20 protein-coding genes are annotated in these 20,323 nt (G+C 64.9%); 10 read left to right on the top strand and 10 right to left on the bottom strand.

Going from position 1 to position 20,323, the window contains the following annotated elements; genetic code table 11:
- Positions 1 to 22 precede the first annotated feature (22 nt).
- Both CV770_RS14685 and CV770_RS14680 read left to right on the top strand, forming a co-directional pair.
- Positions 23 to 2,437, top strand: a complete 2,415-nt coding sequence (locus CV770_RS14685; RefSeq protein WP_104462844.1) for a phosphoketolase family protein — start codon at positions 23 to 25, stop codon at positions 2,435 to 2,437.
- Between the two features lie 2 nt (positions 2,438 to 2,439).
- Entirely contained in the window at positions 2,440 to 3,633 is a 1,194-nt protein-coding gene (locus tag CV770_RS14680) for an acetate/propionate family kinase (RefSeq protein ID WP_201759856.1), read from the top strand.
- A gap of 87 nt (positions 3,634 to 3,720) precedes the next feature.
- Here CV770_RS14680 and CV770_RS14675 read toward each other — a convergent pair whose 3' ends face one another.
- On the bottom strand, positions 3,721 to 4,560 hold the full coding sequence (locus tag CV770_RS14675; protein WP_104462842.1) for an RMD1 family protein: 840 nt from the start codon (positions 4,558 to 4,560) through the stop codon (positions 3,721 to 3,723).
- Between the two features lie 324 nt (positions 4,561 to 4,884).
- On the opposite strand from CV770_RS14675, the gene CV770_RS14670 reads away from it, so the two are divergent.
- Positions 4,885 to 5,460 (top strand): glycosyltransferase family protein, encoded by a 576-nt coding sequence (locus CV770_RS14670; RefSeq protein ID WP_104462841.1) that lies wholly within the window; start codon positions 4,885 to 4,887, stop codon positions 5,458 to 5,460.
- 63 nt (positions 5,461 to 5,523) lie between these two features.
- Positions 5,524 to 6,483 (top strand): bifunctional helix-turn-helix transcriptional regulator/GNAT family N-acetyltransferase, encoded by a 960-nt coding sequence (locus CV770_RS14665; RefSeq protein WP_104462840.1) that lies wholly within the window; start codon positions 5,524 to 5,526, stop codon positions 6,481 to 6,483.
- Between the two features lie 181 nt (positions 6,484 to 6,664).
- Here the strand turns inward: CV770_RS14665 and moaB are convergent, their stop codons facing one another.
- The gene (moaB, locus tag CV770_RS14660) at positions 6,665 to 7,228 is read right to left on the bottom strand and encodes a molybdenum cofactor biosynthesis protein B (protein ID WP_104462839.1); all 564 of its coding nucleotides are present in this window, start codon (positions 7,226 to 7,228) and stop codon (positions 6,665 to 6,667) included.
- A gap of 225 nt (positions 7,229 to 7,453) precedes the next feature.
- Positions 7,454 to 8,389, bottom strand: a complete 936-nt coding sequence (gene ypfJ / locus CV770_RS14655) for a KPN_02809 family neutral zinc metallopeptidase (protein ID WP_091956065.1) — start codon at positions 8,387 to 8,389, stop codon at positions 7,454 to 7,456.
- A gap of 433 nt (positions 8,390 to 8,822) precedes the next feature.
- Here ypfJ and CV770_RS14650 point away from each other — a divergent pair, with 433 nt between their 5' ends.
- From CV770_RS14650 to CV770_RS14640, 3 genes are all read left to right on the top strand, one after another.
- Positions 8,823 to 9,953, top strand: a complete 1,131-nt coding sequence (locus CV770_RS14650) for a site-specific DNA-methyltransferase (protein ID WP_104462838.1) — start codon at positions 8,823 to 8,825, stop codon at positions 9,951 to 9,953.
- A gap of 175 nt (positions 9,954 to 10,128) precedes the next feature.
- Complete coding sequence (locus CV770_RS14645) at positions 10,129 to 10,455, top strand: hypothetical protein (RefSeq protein ID WP_018323332.1); 327 nt, start codon at positions 10,129 to 10,131, stop codon at positions 10,453 to 10,455.
- A 124-nt stretch (positions 10,456 to 10,579) separates the two neighbouring features.
- Complete coding sequence (locus CV770_RS14640; RefSeq protein ID WP_104462837.1) at positions 10,580 to 11,266, top strand: glutathione S-transferase family protein; 687 nt, start codon at positions 10,580 to 10,582, stop codon at positions 11,264 to 11,266.
- Positions 11,267 to 11,324: 58 nt separating this feature from the next.
- Here the strand turns inward: CV770_RS14640 and CV770_RS14635 are convergent, their stop codons facing one another.
- The 3 genes from CV770_RS14635 to CV770_RS14625 all read right to left on the bottom strand — a co-directional run bounded on the left by CV770_RS14635 (position 11,325) and on the right by CV770_RS14625 (position 14,327).
- Positions 11,325 to 13,334, bottom strand: a complete 2,010-nt coding sequence (locus CV770_RS14635) for a methyl-accepting chemotaxis protein (RefSeq protein ID WP_201759854.1) — start codon at positions 13,332 to 13,334, stop codon at positions 11,325 to 11,327.
- Positions 13,335 to 13,662: 328 nt separating this feature from the next.
- Positions 13,663 to 13,830, bottom strand: a complete 168-nt coding sequence (locus tag CV770_RS14630; RefSeq protein ID WP_104462835.1) for a DUF1127 domain-containing protein — start codon at positions 13,828 to 13,830, stop codon at positions 13,663 to 13,665.
- Between the two features lie 53 nt (positions 13,831 to 13,883).
- On the bottom strand, positions 13,884 to 14,327 hold the full coding sequence (locus CV770_RS14625) for a nuclear transport factor 2 family protein (protein WP_201759853.1): 444 nt from the start codon (positions 14,325 to 14,327) through the stop codon (positions 13,884 to 13,886).
- A 91-nt stretch (positions 14,328 to 14,418) separates the two neighbouring features.
- On the opposite strand from CV770_RS14625, the gene CV770_RS14620 reads away from it, so the two are divergent.
- On the top strand, positions 14,419 to 15,336 hold the full coding sequence (locus CV770_RS14620) for a LysR family transcriptional regulator (RefSeq protein ID WP_018323327.1): 918 nt from the start codon (positions 14,419 to 14,421) through the stop codon (positions 15,334 to 15,336).
- Positions 15,337 to 15,531: 195 nt separating this feature from the next.
- On the opposite strand, the gene CV770_RS14610 is transcribed toward CV770_RS14620, so the two are convergent.
- The gene (locus CV770_RS14610; protein WP_091956347.1) at positions 15,532 to 16,152 is read right to left on the bottom strand and encodes a glutathione S-transferase family protein; all 621 of its coding nucleotides are present in this window, start codon (positions 16,150 to 16,152) and stop codon (positions 15,532 to 15,534) included.
- A 125-nt stretch (positions 16,153 to 16,277) separates the two neighbouring features.
- Between CV770_RS14610 and CV770_RS14605 the strand changes: the two genes are divergently transcribed.
- Positions 16,278 to 17,558, top strand: coding sequence for a flavin-dependent oxidoreductase (locus CV770_RS14605; RefSeq protein WP_104462833.1), 1,281 nt, complete (start codon positions 16,278 to 16,280; stop codon positions 17,556 to 17,558).
- A gap of 437 nt (positions 17,559 to 17,995) precedes the next feature.
- On the opposite strand, the gene CV770_RS14595 is transcribed toward CV770_RS14605, so the two are convergent.
- Positions 17,996 to 18,262 (bottom strand): hypothetical protein, encoded by a 267-nt coding sequence (locus CV770_RS14595; RefSeq protein WP_146101288.1) that lies wholly within the window; start codon positions 18,260 to 18,262, stop codon positions 17,996 to 17,998.
- On the opposite strand from CV770_RS14595, the gene CV770_RS14590 reads away from it, so the two are divergent.
- The gene (locus CV770_RS14590; protein WP_104462831.1) at positions 18,261 to 18,719 is read left to right on the top strand and encodes a hypothetical protein; all 459 of its coding nucleotides are present in this window, start codon (positions 18,261 to 18,263) and stop codon (positions 18,717 to 18,719) included. The genes CV770_RS14595 and CV770_RS14590 overlap by 2 nt on opposite strands.
- 3 nt (positions 18,720 to 18,722) lie before the next feature.
- On the opposite strand, the gene CV770_RS14585 is transcribed toward CV770_RS14590, so the two are convergent.
- Together CV770_RS14585 and mutY are read right to left on the bottom strand one after the other, a co-directional pair.
- The gene (locus CV770_RS14585; RefSeq protein ID WP_104462830.1) at positions 18,723 to 19,142 is read right to left on the bottom strand and encodes a PaaI family thioesterase; all 420 of its coding nucleotides are present in this window, start codon (positions 19,140 to 19,142) and stop codon (positions 18,723 to 18,725) included.
- A 52-nt stretch (positions 19,143 to 19,194) separates the two neighbouring features.
- A complete protein-coding gene (gene mutY, locus CV770_RS14580) occupies positions 19,195 to 20,313 on the bottom strand; it encodes an A/G-specific adenine glycosylase (RefSeq protein WP_104462829.1) in 1,119 nt (372 codons plus the stop codon).
- Between the last annotated feature and the right edge of the window lie 10 nt (positions 20,314 to 20,323).

Genomic DNA, 20,323 nt, shown 5'->3' with positions numbered 1-20,323 from the left:
CGCCGGGTGAAGGTCAAGGAACATGACAAATCAACAACAGTCGGCCGCGGCAAGCAGCAACCTCGACCTCCTCGATCGCTACTGGCGCGCCGCCAACTACCTCTCCGTCGGGCAAATCTACCTGCTCGACAATCCGCTGCTGCGCGAGCCCTTGCGGGCCGAGCACATCAAGCCGCGCTTGCTCGGCCATTGGGGCACGACGCCCGGCCTGAACTTCATCTACGCCCATCTCAACCGCGTCATCCGCGCGCTCGATATCAGCGTGCTCTATATCTGCGGTCCCGGCCATGGCGGGCCGGGCATGGTCGCCAACACCTATCTGGAAGGCAGCTACAGCGAGATCTATCCCGACATCGCGCGCGACACGGACGGATTGCGCAAGCTGTTCAGGCAGTTCTCCTTTCCCGGCGGCATTCCGAGCCACGCGGCGCCGGAAACGCCGGGCTCGATCCACGAAGGCGGCGAGCTCGGCTACGCGCTGGTGCACGCCTATGGTGCGGCGCTGGACAATCCTGATTTGATCGTGGCTTGCGTGGTCGGTGACGGCGAAGCGGAAACCGGTCCGCTCGCGGCCTCCTGGCACTCCAACAAGTTCCTGAACCCCACCCATGACGGCGCAGTGCTGCCGATCCTGCATCTGAACGGCTACAAGATTGCCAACCCGACCGTGCTCGGGCGGATGCGGGACGAGGAGATCCGCGATCTCTTCCGCGGGTTCGGCCACGAGCCGCTGTTCGTCGAGGGCGATGATCCCAAATTGATGCACCAGGCCATGGCGGATGCGCTGGACGTCGCGCTCGCCAGCATCCGCTCGATCCAGCAGCACGCACGGGACGGGCGCAAAAGCGTCGAGCGGCCGCGCTGGCCGATGATCGTGCTGCGCAGCCCGAAAGGCTGGACCGGCCCGAAAGAGGTCGACGGCAAGAAGGTCGAAGGTTTTTGGCGCGCGCATCAAGTCCCGGTGGCGGGCTGCCGCGAGAACCCGGCGCACCTCAGAGTGCTCGAAGACTGGATGCGCAGCTACGAGCCGGAAAAGCTGTTCGACCAGAGCGGCGCGCTCGTTCCAGAACTTCAGGCGCTCGCGCCCGAAGGCATTCGCCGCATGGGCGCCAATCCGCATGCCAATGGCGGGCTGCTTAAGAAGGAGCTGAAGCTGCCGGACTTCCGCAGCTTCGCTGTCGAAGTGCCGCAGCCCGGCGGCGTCATCGCCGAGGCGACGCGCGAGCTCGGCAAATTCCTGCGCGACGTCATCCGCCTCAACGCGAAAGAGCGCAATTTCCGCATCATGGGTCCGGACGAGACCGCGTCAAACCGTCTGGACGCCGTGTTCGAGGCGACCGAGCGGGTCTGGATGGAGCCGATCGAGCCTTACGACGTGCATCTGGCGCAAGACGGCCGCGTCATGGAAGTCTTGAGCGAGCATCTCTGCCAGGGCTGGCTCGAGGGCTATCTGCTCACCGGACGTCACGGGTTCTTCTCCTGCTACGAGGCCTTCATCCACATCGTGGATTCCATGTTCAACCAGCATGCCAAATGGCTGAAGGTCACGCGCGATCTGCCGTGGCGGCGCCCGATCGCCTCGCTCAACTATCTCCTGACCTCGCATGTCTGGCGGCAGGACCATAACGGCTTCAGCCATCAGGACCCCGGCTTCGTCGATCTTGTCGCCAACAAGAAGGCCGATATCGTTCGCATCTATTTCCCGCCCGATGCCAACACGCTGCTGTGGATCGCAGATCACTGCCTGCGGACCTATAACCGCATCAACGTCATCGTCGCCGGCAAGCAGCCCGCGCCACAATGGCTCTCGATGCAGGAAGCAGCCACGCATTGCGATGCCGGCATCGGCATCTGGACCTGGGCGGGGACAGAAGATGCAACGGGCGAGCCGGATGTCGTGATGGCCTGCGCCGGCGACGTGCCGACGCTCGAGACGCTCGCTGCCGTCGACCTCTTGCGCAAGGCGCTGCCGGATTTGAAGATCCGGGTCGTCAACGTCGTCGACCTCATGACGCTGCAACCGAGGGATCAGCATCCGCACGGCCTATCCGACCGCGACTTCGACAGCCTGTTCACGCGCGACAAGCCTGTCATCTTCGCCTATCACGGCTATCCCTATCTGATCCACCGCCTGACCTATAACCGCACCAACCATGCCGGCATGCATGTGCGCGGCTTTGCCGAGGAAGGCACCACGACGACGCCGTTCGACATGGTCGTGCTCAACGAGCTCGACCGCTACCATCTCGCGATCGAGGCGATCGAACGCGTACCCGGGCTCGCGGCCAAGGCTGCACAGGCGAAGCAGCAATTCCGCGACAAGCTGATCGAGCATTCGCGCTACGTGCGCGAGCACGGCGAGGACATGCCCGATGTCCAGGGATGGGTCTGGCCCAACAGCTCCGGCGGCAACACCCCCGCCGAAGGCGGCGATTAGCCATGCCGGACACGGTCCTCGTCCTCAACTCGGGATCGTCGAGCATCAAGTTTGGCCTGTTCGATATCTCGGCTGTTGAACCCAGCTTGCTCTGCAAGGGGCTGCTCGACGAGCACGAGGCAAAGCCCCGGCTGGTGGTGAAGAGCCCCGCGGGCGAAGACCTGTTCGAGACGCGGACAGAGGCGCCGGACGCCGACGGCGGCCATCTGTTCGCCGATGTGCTCGCCTTCATCGAGGACCGGTTCGGCGAACATCATCTGCGCGCCGTCGGCCATCGCATCGTTCATGGCGGGCCGGACTATTCAGGCCCGGTCGCGCTGACGGACGACGTCGTCGCGAAGCTGGAGGCATTGACGCCGCTGGCGCCGCTGCACCAGCCGCGGTGCCTCGCGCCAATTCGCGCGCTCGCGGCGATCCGGCCAGCGCTGAGGCAGATCGCGTGCTTCGATACGGCGTTCCATCACGGCCTGGCGCCACCGGCGAGCCGCTTCGCCATTCCGAGGCGCTACGAGGAACGAGGCGTGCGACGCTACGGATTTCACGGCCTCTCCTTCGAATATGTCGCGGGACGCCTCGTCGAGATTGCGCCGGAGCTCATCGCCAAGCGTACCATCATCGCGCATCTCGGCAACGGCGCCAGCCTGTGCGCATTGCGCAACGGCCGCAGCGTCGACACCACCATGGGACTGACGCCGCTCGACGGCCTCGTGATGGGCACACGCTGCGGCACGATCGATCCCGGCGTGCTGCTCTATCTGCAACAACACGAAAAGATGTCGATCGAGGATGTCCAGCACCTGCTCTATCACCAGTCGGGCCTGCTCGGCGTCTCCGGCATCTCCGCGGACATGCGCACGCTGCTTGCGAGCGGCGAGATTGCCGCGCGAGACGCGGTCGATCTCTTCACCTTCCGCGCGGCGCAGCAGGTCGCGATGATGGCGACCACGCTTGGCGGCCTCGATTGTCTGGTCTTCACCGGCGGCATCGGCGAGCACGCCAAGGAGATCCGCAGCGCGATCGGCGGGCTGCTCGGCTGGCTCGGCGTGCGGATCGACGCGGCGGCGAACGAGGAGGCACGTGAGCGGATCAGCGGTAGCGATAGCGCGGTGGAGGTGTTCGTCATTCCGACGAACGAGGAACTGACGATCGCGCGCCACTGTGCAGTGGTGCTGCGAACTAAAGGGACAATATCGTAGGGTGGGCAAAGGCGCAAAGCGCCGTGCGCACCCTACGACACCGGACTCGTGGAGATGTGAGGCACAACAGCGCGCGGAAAAAAGCGCTCAATGCGTTCCCGACCATATCTGAAAACACCCGATCGCGACCTCGATCACGATCAGGACCACGACCGCGATCTCCAGGCGGAGCGAGCGCTGGGTGTCGATGATGTCGGTCAGCGCGTTGGCGGTCTCCGACACCGCGGTGAGCTTGCGCTCGAGCGTGTCGAGGCGTTCTTTCAGCTCGTACTCGTCCTCGAGGCGGGAATAGAGCCGGTCGAGCTCGGGCTTCTCCCAGAGCACGTCGGGCTTCTCGGCGATCGCGACGCGCCCGGCGACGCGCTGCTGCACCAGCAGTGCATTGCCGATCAGTTGCAGGATGCCCTTGCGACGGCGCGGCGTGCGGCCGTGTTCGGCGAGCTCCCGCGCAAACGGCTCGATCACATCGAAGACCGCGGCGACGCGGCGCTCATCGCGCGCCAGCGACGTGCTTTTGGCGAGCGCGTCCGCAACCAGCAGCAGCCGGTCGTCGGAGAACTTTGCGAGGCAGATCGGCCCGCCCGGCTGGATCGCTTCAGTGCTTTCATCCTTGCAGAGCTGTGCCTGCGCAATCTCTTCCTCATACGGGCTGAGCTCGCCGATCACCCGCGGCTTCAGGCTGTCGATCAGCACTTTCTCCTCGGACGGAAGCAGCCCGATCAGCACCACGACGCCGTAACGGAAGATCACGGCAAGGCCGGCATGGACGCGGAAGGCGGCGGGCGTCGACGAGACCAGCGTGCCGATCTCGAGACTGGCGGCGTTGATGCGGTCGCCCAGCATCAGCGCGCGGATCCGCAAGGTCGGCGCAGCCTCCGACTTCGGCGATGTCGACGCCGTGCCAACAGCGAGTTGATCGGCGTTCACAGGAAGCCTCCGCCGGCACCAAAGTCACACATTTCCCGTTCGAACCTTTCTTGCAGGCGCCCCGTCCCTGCAGGAGCCGGCTACCCGCGCGCCGCGCAATGTCGCCGTAAAACTCCGGGTTAATACCCCCGGGACGAGCTTGTGCCGAAACATTCGGCAACATCGCCAACCCGCGCGTGACACATTTGGCTGCGAGGACTGGCTGCAGTTTACCATCGCACGCCGAAGCGCGGCCGGAAAGTTGCACTCGGCAACGCCACGTGTTTATGACAACATCATAACAAGTTACGCTTCTCCCGAAGTGCGGACATTGAAGCCTCAATCATGCTGAGCGTCATCATTCCGACCGAAGGCGTCGAGCAGACCGCGGTGGCGACTCTTGCCGCGCTGGTCCCCGGGGCCGCCGCCGGCGTCATCCGCGAGGTGCTTCTGGTCGACGGCACCCGCAACGGCGTCATCGAGCGCGTTGCGGACGTCGCAGGCTGCCGTTTCGTCGGCTTCGAGGGATCCTCGCAAGGCGCCGCGCTCGCGGCCGGCGCGCTCCAGGCCCGCTCGCCGTGGCTGATGTTCCTGCCCGCAGGCGCCGTGCTCGAAACCGGCTGGATCGAGGAAACCACCCAGTTCATCCAAGCCGTCGCGACCAGCGGACGGGACCGTGCTGCCGTGTTCCGCTATGCGCGCTCGCCTTACGCCGATACCGGATTGCGCGACATCTTCCGGGCCGTGGTGCGCAGGCTGATCGGCCCGCTCGGCGATCAGGGCCTTTTGATCGCGCGCGATCATTACGACCGGATCGGCGGCTACCCGCCGCAGGCCCGCCGTTCCGAGGCACGGCTGCTCCGCCGGCTCGGCCGCTCGTCCCGGACCGTGCTGCGCAGCCAGATCGTCATGATCGGCTGAAGTCACCTGATACTTGCCAAAGTCAAATAATTAATTGACAATGGCAAACATCGAGGTGCCGCCATGCCATCAAGCCCTTCCTCACCAGCCCTTGCCATCGAACAGGTCGCCGACGATCGCATCGCGGCGGTCCGCGCCTTCAACCGCTTCTATACCCGCAAGCTCGGTGTGCTCGACCAGCATCTTGGAAAGAGCCCGTTCTCGCTCAGCGAGGCCCGGGTGCTCTACGAACTCGCGCATCGCGACGAGCTGGCGGCAAAGGAGATCGGGAACGAGCTTGGCCTCGACCCCGGCTATCTCAGCCGCATCGTGCAAAGCTTCGACGAAAAGGGCCTGATCACGCGCAGGCCCCTGCCCGCCGATCGCCGTCAATATCAGCTCAGCCTCACCGCCAAGGGCCGCCAGACCTACGCCAAGCTGAACCTGAGCTCGCAAAACGAGGTTGCCGCAATGCTGGCTCAGCTTTCGGCCAGCGATGCAACGCGGCTCACGCAGGCCATGGCGACCATCGAGGCCGTGCTGGAGCAACGTCGAACCCAGCCTGCGGCCTTCATGCTGCGCAGCCATCGCGTCGGCGACATGGGCTGGGTCATCTCCAAGCAGGCCGCCGCCTATGCCGCGGACTACAACTGGGACATCAGCTACGAAGCGCTGGTCGCCGAGATCTGCGCACAGTTCATCAAGAATTACGATGCCGCGCGCGAGCACTGCTGGATCGCGGAAGTGGGCGGCGAGCCGGTCGGCTCGATCTTCCTGGTCAAGGCCACCGACGAGATCGCCAAGCTGCGCCTGTTGCAGGTGGAGAAGAAGGCGCGCGGGCTCGGTGTCGGCCGCGCGCTGGTCGAGCAATGCATCCAGGGTGCACGCGAGCGCGGCTACAGCAGGATGACGCTGTGGACGCAAAGCATCCTGGTTGCCGCACGCGGCATCTATCAAAGTGCAGGCTTCAAGCTCGTGAAGGAAGAGAAGCACCACAGCTTCGGTGCCGATCTGGTCGGCGAGACCTGGGAGCGGGATCTCTGATTTTGCGACGAGCGCGATGCGAATGAATGTGCCCTCGCCCCTTGTGGGAGAGGGCAGCGACGCCGGCAGACACAGGCTCACTTGGGTGAGGGGTGTGTCTCAGCGTATTCCGTGCGGATAGATACCCCTCATCCGGCGCTTCGCGCCACCTTCTCCCACAAGGGGACAAGGGAGAAAGCAATCACACCGTTGCGCCTTGCGCCTTCGGCCGGCGCAGATGCTCGTCCAGCCGCGGCATGATCTCGACGAAATTGCAGGGGCGCGTGCGGTAGTCGAGCTGAGCGGCGAGGATGCCGTCCCAGCCGTCGCGGCAGGCACCGGGCGAGCCTGGCAGGCAGAAGATGTAGGTCGCACCCGCGACGCCGGCGGTGGCGCGGCTCTGGATCGTCGACGTGCCGATCTTGGCGTGGCTCATCATGTGGAACGCGATCGAGAAACCGTCCATGCGCTTTTCGAACAGCGGCTCGATCGCCTCCGGCGTGACGTCGCGCCCGGTGAACCCGGTGCCGCCGGTGGTGATGACGACGTCGATGCCGGCATCCGCGATCCAGCGGCGAACGACGGCGCGGATCGCTTCGACATCGTCGGTGACGATCTCGCGGGCGGCGAGGCGATGGCCGGCCGCAGCAAGGCGGTCGGCGAGCGTCTGGCCGGACTTGTCATCCGCGAGCGCACGGGTGTCGGACACGGTGAGCACTGCGATGTCGAGCGGGATGAATTGTTTTGCTTCGTCGATGGAGGCCATTGCTCGCTCCTATTTCCCCAATCACCGCCCTCATCCTGAGGTGCGCGCCGTGCGGTGCAAGCGCACCGCTCGTCGAGCCTCGAAGGATGGGCCGGGGCCTCGTCCTCCTCCAGGGATCGCCGAAGAGGCGAGCACCTCAGGATGACGCCACTACTTCTGAATCCCATGATGCGCAATGGCGCATCATAATTCACGCTGCGCCCGGGGCACGGACGCTTGTGGCAACTACTGCCCGCCGCCGAACGTGTTGCAGGCCTGGACCGTGCCTTGCTGATAGCCGGTCATGAACCACTGCTTGCGTTGCGCGGCCGAGCCGTGGGTGAAGGAGTCAGGCACGACGCGTCCCGTGGCTTGGCGCTGCAGCGTGTCGTCGCCGATCGCGCTCGCCGTGGTCAGCGCGGCGTCGATGTCGCCGGGCTCGAGGAAGTTCGGACGCTTCTTCGACTCGCGATTGACCCAGACGCCGGACAGGCAATCGGCCTGCAATTCGACCTTCACCTGGAGCGCGTTGGCCTCCGCCTTCGAGCCCGCCTGCTGCTGCAGCCGCGTCACGCGCGGAATGATGCCGAGCAGGTTCTGGATGTGATGGCCGGCTTCGTGCGCGATGATGTAGGCGGTGGTGAAATTGCAGGCGGACTTGCCGGAGCAGCCGCGGAAGCGCGTCTCGACCTCACGGAAGAACGAGGTGTCGAGGAAGATGGTGCGATCCGGCGGACAATAGAACGGCCCCATCGCCGACTCTGCCCGGCCGCAGCGGCCGCCATTGGTGACGTTGCGGAACAGCACGACCTTCGGACCGGTGTAGGACTGGCCGGAGGCCTGGAAGATCTCGCTCCAGCGATCGTCGATCTCGCCGAGAATGCCGGAGATCATGCTGCCCATCTCGTCCGTCGGCGCGCCACGCTTGGCGGTCGAGGACGACTGGCGGTCGGTCTGGTAGCTCGGCGCCTGGCCGCCGCCGGTGAGAATCTCGGCGCCGCCGATCAGGATGCGCGGATCGATGCCGAAGGCGTAGCCTACGAGGCCGAGCACGATGATGGTACCGATACCGAGCCCGCCGCCGCCCATGGGCAGGCCGAACCCGCCGCCTCCACCGCCGCCACCACCTTCGTCGCGACGATCCTCGATGTCGTCGCTGCGGCGGAAGTCATCGTAACGCATGGCGGCCTTCCCTTTGGAGCCCCCGATTCCCGGGATCCCTGATTCAGTTTCGTCGGCGCGCAGGAGCGCGAAAGCTCAACGCGCCACACACGTAAAATTTCCCTTGCCTTTATCAATATCGTGGCCGGCAAAAATTGCCTAGTGCGGCAACATGCCGATGCCAGCAATTTTTTCCGAGGGTCGAGCAATTTTTTCCGAGAGAAATTTGGGGCTTTTTTGGCGCCGGGGCTGCTCCCGCAACGCGAAGAATTGCGAAATACCCTGCAAAACACGATAAACGCGCGCGACGACCGGCGCGCCGGACGCGATGCGGGGACTGCTCACGAAAGCGGCGGGTTAAGTCGATTTTTACTTTGCCGCTTCAATGTAACGGTCAGTCGGTTGTTTGGTCCCGCGTCGCCGACAGCGTCGCCTGAGTCAGAGTTCTTGAGTCATGGTAGAGTCGCGTCGCGGGGCGTCTGCAAGGGCGCCCCGCACAAATTTTGAGTCCGCCTCGCATCGCATCATTCTCGGTGATTGCGTCGCCGAGATGTCGAAGCTTCAGGCTGGTTCGGTCGATCTCGTGTTCGCCGATCCGCCGTACAATCTCCAGCTCAAGGGCGATCTCAAGCGCCCCGACGAATCCCATGTCGACGCCGTCGACGACGACTGGGACAAGTTCGATTCGTTCTCCGCCTATGACGATTTCACCCGCGCCTGGCTGCTTGCCGCTCGCCGCGCGATGAAGCCGTCGGCGACGATCTGGGTGATCGGCTCCTATCACAACATCTTCCGCGTCGGCGCGATCATGCAGGACCTCGGCTTCTGGCTCCTGAACGACATCGTCTGGCGCAAGTCGAACCCGATGCCGAATTTCCGCGGCCGCCGCTTCACCAACGCGCACGAGACCATGATCTGGGCCGCGCGCGACGAAAAAGCCAAGGGCTATACGTTCAATTACGAGGTGCTGAAGGCCGCGAACGAGGACGTGCAGGCACGTTCCGACTGGCTGATCCCGCTCTGCACCGGCGAGGAGCGCCTCAAGGGCGCCGACGGCAAGAAGGTGCATCCGACGCAGAAGCCGGAAGGCCTGCTCGCGCGCGTGCTGTTGTCCTCGTCCAAGCCCGGCGATCTCGTGATCGATCCCTTCAACGGCACCGGCACCACCGGCGCGGTCGCAAAACGCCTCGGCCGCTCCTATATCGGCTTCGAGCGCGACAGGACTTATGCGAAGGCCGCGGAAGCCCGAATCGCCAAAGTCGAGCCGCTGCCGGAGGAGAGCCTCGCCCCGTTCATGACCGCGCGCGAAGCGCCGCGGGTCGCGTTCTCCGAGCTGATCGAGCGCGGCATGATAATGCCCGGCACGAAGCTGTTCGACGCCAAGAAGAAGCTCGGCGCATTGGTGCGTGCCGACGGCGCCATCATGTTCGGCGACAAGGTCGGCTCGATCCACCGCATCGGCGCGGTGGCGCAAGGCGCGCAAGCCTGCAACGGCTGGACCTTCTGGCACGTCGAGACCAAGAAAGGTCTCAAGCTGATCGACGAGCTGCGCGCCGAGATCCGCGCCGGCATGGCGGCGGAGTAGCCGCTTCCCACGATCTTGTAGGGTGGGCAAAGCGAAGCGTGCCCACGTCCTGCCCAATTGACGCGAAGACGTGGGCACGGCGCAAACGCGCCTTTGCCCACCCTACGGCGCCTTGAATGCCGCGCCAGCCGGGATTAAGTTTCCTCGATCAGCCCCGTCCTGACCGGTGGGCCCTATGCGACGACAGTCCGAGACATTGCTGTTGGTGCCGCTGCTGCCGATCTTCCTGCTCGGCATGTTTCCGATGTTCCTGATCGCCCTGCTGGGGTTCTTCGGCCTCGCGCTGTTCGGCGTGCTCGTGATCTGCGTCGGGCTCGCCAGCAGCAACGAGGCTCACGACAATTTCAATCACGACGTCATCGTTCACGGCTATGCGCGCGGATCGGAGCGCGCGGCGCGGGCCTCCGACATGCATCTGGCCACGCGGCTCGGGCTGCGGCTGGAAGCGGTCGGCGCCGCGATGGTCATTACGGCGGCAATCGGCCTTTGTTACGCCGGCTGATCTGCGTGGCGCGCAGATACCGCCCGGCAAACTCGCCGGTTGCCCTCCCGCAACGGGTTCAGGCAAGACAGGCGGCGCGGCAATGATGCTGCGTTCGCGCCTTGCAACAAACCTGGGGAGATCGATGCTCAAATTCTATTTCAACGGATCGCCGAACCCGACCAAGGTCGCGCTTTATCTGGAGGAGTCCGGCCTGCCCTTCGAGCCGGTGAAGATCGACACCCGCAAGGGCGAGCAGTTCACGGCGGAATTCCTCAAGATCAATCCGAATGCCAAGGTGCCGGCGATCGACGATGGCGGCACCATCGTGTTCGACAGCAACGCCATCCTGCTCTACCTCGCCGAGAAGACCGGCAAGTTCCTGCCCGCCGCGAGCGTGCGCGGCGAGACGCTGTCATGGCTGATGTTCATCGCCACCGGCGTCGGCCCATATTCGGGTCAGGCCGTGCACTTCAAGCATTTCGCGCCGAAGGACCAGAACCACGATTACGCCCATAACCGCTACCAGTACGAGACCGATCGCCACTACAAGGTTCTCGACGCTCACCTCAAAGGGCGCAGCTACATGGTCGGCGACGGCTATTCGATCGTCGACATGGCGCTGTGGGGCTGGGCGCGGATGCTGCCGTTCAAGCTCGGCGACGACGCCTTTGCGCGCTACCCGAACGTGAAGCGGCTGGTTGACGAGATCTCGGCGCGCCCCGCAGCCGCGCGTGCGATCGCCCTGAAGGACAAGTTCACCTTCAAGGCCGAGATGGACGACGAGGCGCGCGCCAACATGTTCAAGCACATGGCGACCAAGGTCGCCTGATCGCACCGCGCCGCTCTTCGAGGCCACGCGCATGCGCGTGGCCTTTTGCGTTTGGGATTCAGGCGGCGTGGACCGAGTTCAGGAACTTGGCCACTTCGAGCTTGAGGCGGTTGCTGTCGGCCGACAGCGAGCGCGCCGCCGACAGCACCTGCGATGAGGCCGACCCGGTTTCGGAGGCGCCGCGCTGCACGTCGCCGATGTTGGACGACACCCTCTGCGTGCCATGAGCCGCCTGCTGGACGTTGCGGGAAATCTCCTGCGTCGCCGCGCCCTGCTGCTCCACGGCGGCCGCAACCGTCGACGAAATCTCCGACAGCCGCTCGATGGTGGCGCTGATCTCCCTGATGGAGCCGACCGATTCCTCCGTCGCGGCCTGGATGCCCGACACCTGCTGGGCGATCTCGCCGGTGGCCTTCGCAGTCTGCTCGGCGAGCGCCTTGACCTCGGAGGCGACCACGGCAAAGCCGCGGCCGGCTTCACCCGCGCGCGCCGCCTCGATGGTGGCGTTCAGCGCCAGGAGGTTGGTCTGGCCGGCGATGGTGCTGATCAGCTCGACCACGTCGCCGATCCGCGCGGCGGCCTTGGAGAGCGCGCCGACCCGGTCATTGGTCCTGCTCGCCTGACCAACGGCCTCGACCGCGATACGGGCGGATTCCTGCACCTGGCGGGCGATCTCGGACACCGAGGAGGACAGCTCCTCGGTCGCCGAGGCAACCGCCTGCACATTGGCCGAGGCCTCCTGCGAGGCGCTGGCGACCTCCGTCGACAAATCCTGGGCCCGCGAGGCGGTCGTGGTCAAGGTGCCGGCGGAGGCTTCGAGCTCGTTCGATGCCGACGACACGGTGTTCACGATCTCGCCGACCGCCTGCTCGAACTGATCGGCGAGCCTGACCATGTCAGCCTTGCGGCTTTCCTCCTGCCGCGCCTCGACCTCGGTCTGCTCGGCGCGCAGGCGCTCGGTCTCGACCATGTTGTCCCTAAACACCTGGATCGCCTTGGCCATGTCGCCGATCTCGTCGGCCTTGCCGCGTCCGGGGATCTCGACCTCGAGATTGCCGCCGGCAAGCCGCCCCATCGCGCTCGTCATCGAAGCCAGCGGACCGACGATGCTGCGGGCGATCAGGAATGCGACGATGCCGCCGAACAGGACGGCAAGGCCGCCCGCGATCTCCTGAATGGTTGTCGTACCGGCGATCACGGCTTCGGCGGTCGTACGCGATTCCTGGTAGTCCTTCTTCAGGGTCGTTTCCGCGGCCTTGAGCCTGCCGACGCTGTCGACGATGAGGGGCGCGAGGGTCTTGTGGTAGATCTCGTCGGCCTGAAGCATCGCGGCGGACGTCGTCTCGAACGCCGATTTGTAGATTCCGAGCGAGGTCTTTACGGGCGCGAGCGTGGATCGCAATTCCGCTGCCTGCGGGCTCTTTTCGAGAGCCGCGAGCCGTTGCGCCGCCCTGTCTACGCTCGCCCTGAAATTCGCGGGTCCCTGCGCGTCGCGCAAGGCCAGGAAACGCCAGTTTGCGACCCGAACAAGGAGGATCCTGGATTCGAGGTCGGCGACGAGGGCCGCGGTGTCTTCGTCGACGGCTGCGCGCGCTGCATCGACCAGCTTGCCCATCTTGACGGCCAGCTCTTCGCCGCTCGGCAGCAACGTGGCCTTGCCCGTTCGCGCCTCGTTGACGGCGTCGCCGAGGTTGTCACGCAGGCGTCGCATCTTGGCAATGTCGTCGATGAGGCCGTTGTAGAGCGCTCGCCGATCCTCCGAGAGCGTCCCCTTGGCGCCGACCCGCAACAGCTCGGTCGCCGCGGTTTCCCGCTCTTGCGCCTCCTTCATCGCGGGCTCGTTGGCGTCGTAGACGTAACGCAGATTGGCCCGCTGGATCGCCTGAAGATGGGTCGATATTTCCAAAACCCGCGCCGTGCTGTCCGAAAGTGCGGATTGTCTCGCGACCTGATCCTGCACCGCCCGCAAATTCCAGACGGCAACCACCGCCATCGCGAGACCGACCGCCACCAAGGCCATGAAGCCTGCGTACAGGCGTCCCCTGATCCGCAAACGAAACTTCGGCATTCCCACTGTCCACCCAGATGTCATTTCACTTCGAGCGGCCGAACAAGTCCGGCAAATCGTCACGACCACCCTGGCAGCCGCGCGTCTTTGCGACCCACGCTGCACCGCGACACAATGGGGGACACTCGTTAATTGAACCTTCAAATTTTTCGCGCGCACCAAAGTGGCGCGCACAATATCTGCTGATTTTATAGCCAGTTGCGTGCGCCCTTGGCGCAAGGCGTGCGACCCATGCAGATAGATACCCGCATGGGCGCCCGGATGCATGCCTGTTACGCGGTGGCCTGCTGCAATTGCCGCCCGAATCCCTCCCATTCTCTCTCTGTTTTCATTTCCGCCGGAAGGGCTTCTTCAGCTCGTACTCAATCTCCGAACGAGACATCCCGCAGTCCAGAAGCTCCCGCTCGCTCATCGCCACGAGCTGACGGCGCGCCGAAGACCGCTCGCGCCTGATACGAACGATCTCCGCCAGTCTTTGCCATACCGACGCGACCATCGCCAACCGTGACGGACGGCGCCGGCGGGCGGACCAGATCACGCTCAAGTCAGTCAGCCCGCGGCTCTGACGCCCCCTTGGGGAAAAGAACCGAGCGCCCGCTCGGTCAGGATCGAGTCGCAGTACTCGCGGATCTCCTTGATCTTGCCGTCCTCGAGACGAAACACCAGGCAATAGTCATTGTCGTAGCGCACGCCTTCGGGCGTGACGTTGACGCCCTTGGCCTCCACGACGACCACATCGCCGTCGGCGATGAAGCGGTGCGCGACCGTGCGCGTGCGGTCGCGCAGGCGGGTGCGCACATAGCCGTGCAGATCGTTGAGGATCGACTCCTTGCCTGAGAAGGTGCGCGACCAGGAATACTGGCCGGTCACGACCCATTTGGCATCTTCGGCAAGGCTTGCAGCGAACAGGGCGCGATCGCGCGCGGCCGGATCTGGATTGGCGGCGGCGGCGAAAATATCCTGCATCAGTTTCTTGTTGGCGCTCGCGTTCATGGCGGCATCTCCGTTTGGTGGGAACGCGGAGATCATCGCCGCAGCATCAGAATTCTTCAAATCGATAGAGAATATGATATCTATTCGCCTGATGAATTTGAACTCGCTTGACCTCAACCTGCTGACCGCGCTCGACGCCCTGCTGCGCGAGGCCAGTGTCAGCCGCGCCGCGCTTCGAATGGGCCTGTCGCAGCCGGCGGCCAGCCACGCACTGCAGCGCCTGCGCGACATACTTGGCGATCCGCTGCTGGTGCGCACCGGTGCACGGATGGAGCTGACGCCGCGGGCGCAGGCCTTGCGCGCGCCGCTGGCGCAGGCGCTCGATCAGGTGCGCGGCCTGTTCGTGCCCGATGACTTCGATGCCGCACGCAGCGAGCGGCAATTCCGCCTGATGATGCCGGATCTCGCAGTCGAGCTGCTGATGCCGCCGCTGATGGAGAAGGTGACGCGGGCCGCGCCCAACGTCCGCATCGACATCGTGCCATGGCGGGGATCGGCGATCTTCCACGCCGAGTTCGCCCGCACCATCGACCTCGTGATCTCGATCGGCAACGCCTTCAAGGGCTTTCACCGCCAGCTGCTCTACGTCGACAGCGACGCGCTGGCGGTGCGGCGCGGCCACCCCTTGGCCGCGAAGCTGAAGCGGCGCGAGACGTTCCTGGCCGCTCGCCATGTCGGCGTGATCATCCGTGGCAGCAACGAGGATCTGATCGACACCTGGCTGCGCGCCAAGGGCATCGAGCGGCACATCTCGCTGGTCGTGTCAGGCTATCTCGAAGCGCTGCACGTCGCCGCCCGCACCGATCTCGTCGCCTTCGTGCCACGCCGGCTGATCGCAGCACTGTCGAAACAGCTCGGCCTCGTCGCGGTGACCCCGCCGCTCGACCCCGGGATCGACGAGCAGTTCATGTTCTACCCGACCCGCGCGCAGATGGACCCCGGCTCGATCTGGCTGCGCCGACTGATGCTGGAGACGGGGCGGGAATTGGAGAAGCGGAAGGCTGGGTAGGATGCTGCTTCACCAAACACGGTGTCGTCCCGGACAAGCGCAGCGAAGCGGAGCGCCGATCCGGGACCCATAACCACAGGATGCGGTTTGGCGAAGACTGGTCGTTCGGGATTGCTACCGATCGCAATCGATAGATTCCGCGGTATGGGTCCCGGGTCTGCCCTTGCGCTTGCCCGGGACGACACCGCGTATTTGTCACGCCTTCTGCGCGTCCATCACCTTGCGCACGGCGGGCCTGTCAGACATGCGCTTGAAATGGTCGGCGATCTTCGGGGTTGCGTTGATGTCGACGCTGTCGCCTTCGAGCCAGGTCGAGAGCGTGTAGAGATACGGATCGCAGATCGTGAACTGATCGCCCATCACCCAGGGCCCCCGAAACATCTTCTGCTCGATCAGGGCAAAGCAGGCGGCCATGGTCTTCGGGACCATCGCCTTCATATCGGCGAACGAGCTCTCCTGCGTCGCCCAGCGCGGACCGCGCATCTTGTGGGCATGATTGATGTGCACGGTCGAGCAGAGGTAGGAGTTGAACGACTGTACCTGGGCGAAGTCGAAGGGATCATCGAGCGGCGCGAGCTTCGCCTTGGGGAAGGTCTGCGCGAGATAGGCCAGCATCGCCGGCGTCTCGGTGAGGACGCCGCGATCGGTCACCAGCGCCGGCACGCGGCCCTTCGGGTTGATCTTGAGATAGTCCGGGCTGTTCTGCTGGTTGTCCTTGAAGCTCAGCCGTTCAGCCGCGTAGTCGGCGCCGGCCTCCTCCAGGGTGATGTAGGTGGCGAGCGCGCAGGTGCCGGTGGCGTAGTAGAGCTTGAGCATGTCGGACCTCATGGGAAAGCCCGAGGTTAACGGCCCTCCGCCGCCCCGTCCATAGGGGACCTCTTCGCAGTTGCCCACGGCCGCCCGGCCGTGCGAAGACGCCGTCAATCGGAGGGGATTTTGTCATGACCGTACTCATCGCCGGTGGCGGCATCGGCGGGCTGACGCTTGCGCTCAGCCTGCACCAGATCGGCGTTCCCGTAAAAGTGTTCGAGAGCGTCGCGGAACTGAAGCCGCTCGGCGTCGGCATCAACGTGCTGCCGCATGCAGTGCGCGAGCTGATCGAGCTCGGGCTGATGGACAGACTGGACGCCAGCGGGGTGCGGACGCGCGAGCTCGCCTATTTCTCCAAGCATGGCAAGCCGATCTGGAGCGAGCCGCGCGGGCTGGAGGCCGGCTACAAATGGCCGCAATTCTCGATCCATCGCGGCACGCTGCAACAGCTCCTGCTCGACACCGCGATCGAGCGGCTCGGCCGTGACAACATCCTCACCAGCCACCATCTGACCGGCTGGAGCGAGACGGCAGACGGCGTGCGCGCTGACTTCATCGATCGGGCGACCGGCAAGGCCGCCGGGAGTTACGACGGCGCGATCCTGATCGCCGCCGACGGCATTCATTCCGCCGCACGCGAAAAGCTCTATCCCAATGAAGGTCCGCCGATCTGGAACGGCCGCATCCTCTGGCGCGGCGTCACGCCTTCCAAGGCCTTCCTGACTGGCCGCACCATGATCATGGCCGGTCACGAGATCCTCAAATTCGTCTGCTATCCGATCAGCAAGGCGCCGGACGCCGCGGGCAATCATCTGATCAATTGGGTCGCCGAGCGCCACATGCCGCCGACCTATCAATGGCGGCGCGAGGACTATAATCGCACCGCGCGGCTGGAAGAGTTTCTGCCCTGGTTCGAGAGCTGGCAGTTCGACTGGCTCGACGTGCCCGGCCTGATCAAGAACTGCCCGCACGCCTATGAATATCCGCTGGTCGACCGCGATCCGGTCTCGCAATGGACCTTCGGCAAGGTCACGCTGATGGGCGATGCCGCGCATCCGATGTACCCGATCGGCTCGAACGGCGCCTCGCAGGCCATCCTCGATGCCCGCACCATCACCCGCGAGATTCTCGCGCATGGACCGACGACCGCGGCGCTGCTCGCCTATGAGGCCGAGCGCCGGCCCGCGACCACCGACCTCGTCCTGCTCAACCGCAAGAACGGACCCGAGCAGGTCATGCAACTGGTCGAGGAGCGCGCGCCCGACGGCTTTGAGGTCGTCACCGACGTGCTGTCGCAGAAGGAACTGGAAGACATCGCCGCCAACTACAAGCGCGTTGCGGGCTTCCAGGTCGAGGCGCTGAACGCGAAGCCGCCGATCGTCAGTGGAGATGCGAAGCGCGCGAGCGCCTGAAGGCGGGGCGGTAAGAGTTGTCCAACCGCCCCGCGTCCGTCACGGCCCATCAATAACCATACTGTCCGGAACACACCCAGTTGCCGTAGGCATCGTAGCAACGGTTGTTGTAGTAGCCGTATGCACCTGCCGCCGCCGCTCCGACTCCTACTGCCGCGGCTCCGTATGCGGCTCCCCGGTAGACGCCTCTACGCGCCGCAGTACGTGCTACGGGGTACCCTGCTATCGGCCGGGAGACGTGAGCGCGGCCGTAGCGACCAGCGTGAACGGCACCGCCTCTGTAGTGCGCGCCTCCTCCATGAAATCCCCCTCCCCGATAGGCGCCACCTCCTCCGCGGCCGCCGCGGGCGAGTGCGTCATCGGGAACAAGGCTTGCGCCGACAAGAACGGCTGCGGCCAAGCCAACCAGAGCATATCGAAACATGGGCGTCCTCCCGTCATTGGAGTGCCGGTTCCATCCGCAGGGTGATGCCGTCAACGGGACAGGCACTTGCCCCATCATTTGGCGCGCCCTGCATGTCCAATTGACCTAGATCAACGCCTGTCTGTTTCAAAGACCCGGAATGGTCCAGCGCTTTCAGGCCGAGGCTGAAGACCATGAGCGGCCGCAACCGCCCGCTGGTGCGCTTCGATCTAAGCCACATCCTTGGATGCGAGAGAAATTTGTCCATTCGATAGACGCGAATAACCGAGGCTGCGATCATGAAGTTCCGGGCGGGGTTGCTTGCGGCGGCTATCTTGCTGGCCGAAATACACGTAAGTCATGCGGCGATACGGATCGCCGGCGATCGTGGCGGGCTAATCGACACCTATGTTGACAGATATGAACGCCTGCGCACTTCCGGAGAGACCGTCATCATCGATGGACTTTGTGCCTCATCGTGCACCATCGTTCTCGGTGCAGTTGGCGCTGACAAAATCTGTGTGACCTCGAAGGCCGCTCTCGGCTTCCACGCTGCTTGGGATTTCGGTCGGAAGGGAAGGACGATCACCGACCCTGACGCCACCAATTACCTATACTCCATGTATCCCGCGCCGGTGCAGCGTTGGATCGCGGCGCGCGGCGGGTTGAGGCCGCAACTCATCTTGCTGCGCGGCAAAGCACTTCAGGCGCTGTATAAGCCTTGCGCGCAGCACTCCGCGACACGGCCCCGACGGTAACGACTACCGCACCACCCTTGCCGCTTCCAGCAACCGCTCGGTCGCGCTAGCCGTTGCCAGCACCGTGCCGTTCTCCGCCATCAGCTTGGCCTCGACGAACGCAATCGTCTTGCCGAGCTGCGTCACCTTCGCCTCCCCGATGATCGGACCGGGCTTGGCGGGGCTGAGGAAATTCACGGTCATGCTGATGGTGGTGGTATAGAGCCGGCCCTCGCTCATCACCAGCACCGCCGGGCCCATGGTGTCGTCGAGCATGGCCGAGAGCATGCCGCCCTGGATGAAGCCGGCCGGATTGCAGAATTCCGGCTTGCCCTCGAAGCCGAGCTTGATCCAGCCCTCCTCGGGGCGGGCATCGAGCAGGCGCCATCCCAACAGCTCCGCACAGGGTGGCCTTGGAAAATTGTCGAGCGCGGTCTTGACCATTTGCAGCCTCCGTTTCGCACCCCGATAGCGTAGCGCTGCTGCCAGCGTGCTGTCAGGAGGACGAGCCCGCTGAAAGGTTGAGCGCGTGCGCAATGACCTTGCGCATGACATTGGGCAGCGCCTCGTCCGCAAGGGTGGCGACCGGCACCCAGCGCATGCCCTCGGGCGCGCGGGTGCGGGCTTCGGCCTTCGCCGTGTAGACAACCAGCTCCAGCGGAAAATGCGTGAAGACGTGGGTGACGACGCCCATTTTGCGGTGCCAGCGCGACAGCCCCTTCAGCGCCGGCGCCTGCAGCTTCGCCGCCGCCTCGTCCTGGCCGGCGAGCCAGTCCGAGCCGGGCACTTCGGTCATGCCGCCGAGCAGGCCCTTTTCGGGCCGGCTGCGGACCAGCAGCTCCTCGCCGCGTGTGACGACGAAGGCCGCTCCGCGCCGCAGCGTTCCGCTCTTCTTCGGCGCCTTGCGCGGAAAGGTCTCCTGCGTGCCTTGGAGCCGCGCCGTGCAATCCTCGTTCAGCGGACACAGCGAGCAGGCCGGCTTTTTCGGCGTACAGATCGAGGCGCCGAGATCCATCAGCGCCTGCGCGCTGTCGCCGGCGCGGGAGTTTGCAAGCAGCGTCGCCGCCAGTTGCTGGATCAGAGGTTTCGCCTGCGGGAGTTCATCTTCAACTGCAAAGAGCCGCGACACCACGCGCTCGATATTGCCGTCGACCGGCATGGTGTGGCGATCGAAGGCGATCGCCGCGATCGCCGCCGCCGTGTACGGCCCGATGCCCGGTAGCGCACGCAGCCCCTCCTCGGTGTCGGGAAAGATGCCGCCATGCTCGCGCGTCACCGCGACCGCGCAGACGTACAGGTTACGCGCGCGCGAGTAATAGCCGAGCCCGGCCCACATCCGCAGCACGTCATCCTGCGAGGCCCGTCCGAGCGCAGTGACATCCGGCCAGCGCGCGACGAATTTTTCGAAATAGGGCCCGACCGCCTTCACCGTGGTCTGCTGCAGCATGATCTCCGACAGCCAGACGAGGTATGGGTCCGACGTCTCGCCGGGCGCGGCCCGCCACGGCAACCTGCGCCGGTGGCGGTCGTACCAAGCGAGCAACGCCACCGGGCGCGACGAGGTCTCCGCCTGACTGGGTTCCGATTTCGCCTTCAGCGCGGATTTAGGGCTCATGCTCCCACTG

The sequence above is a fragment of the Bradyrhizobium sp. AC87j1 genome, from assembly GCF_002936975.1.
Taxonomy (GTDB): Bacteria; Pseudomonadota; Alphaproteobacteria; order Rhizobiales; family Xanthobacteraceae; genus Bradyrhizobium; species Bradyrhizobium shewense.
Note: the sequence above shows the minus strand (reverse complement) of the source record. Positions and strands in the feature narration are given on the sequence as shown.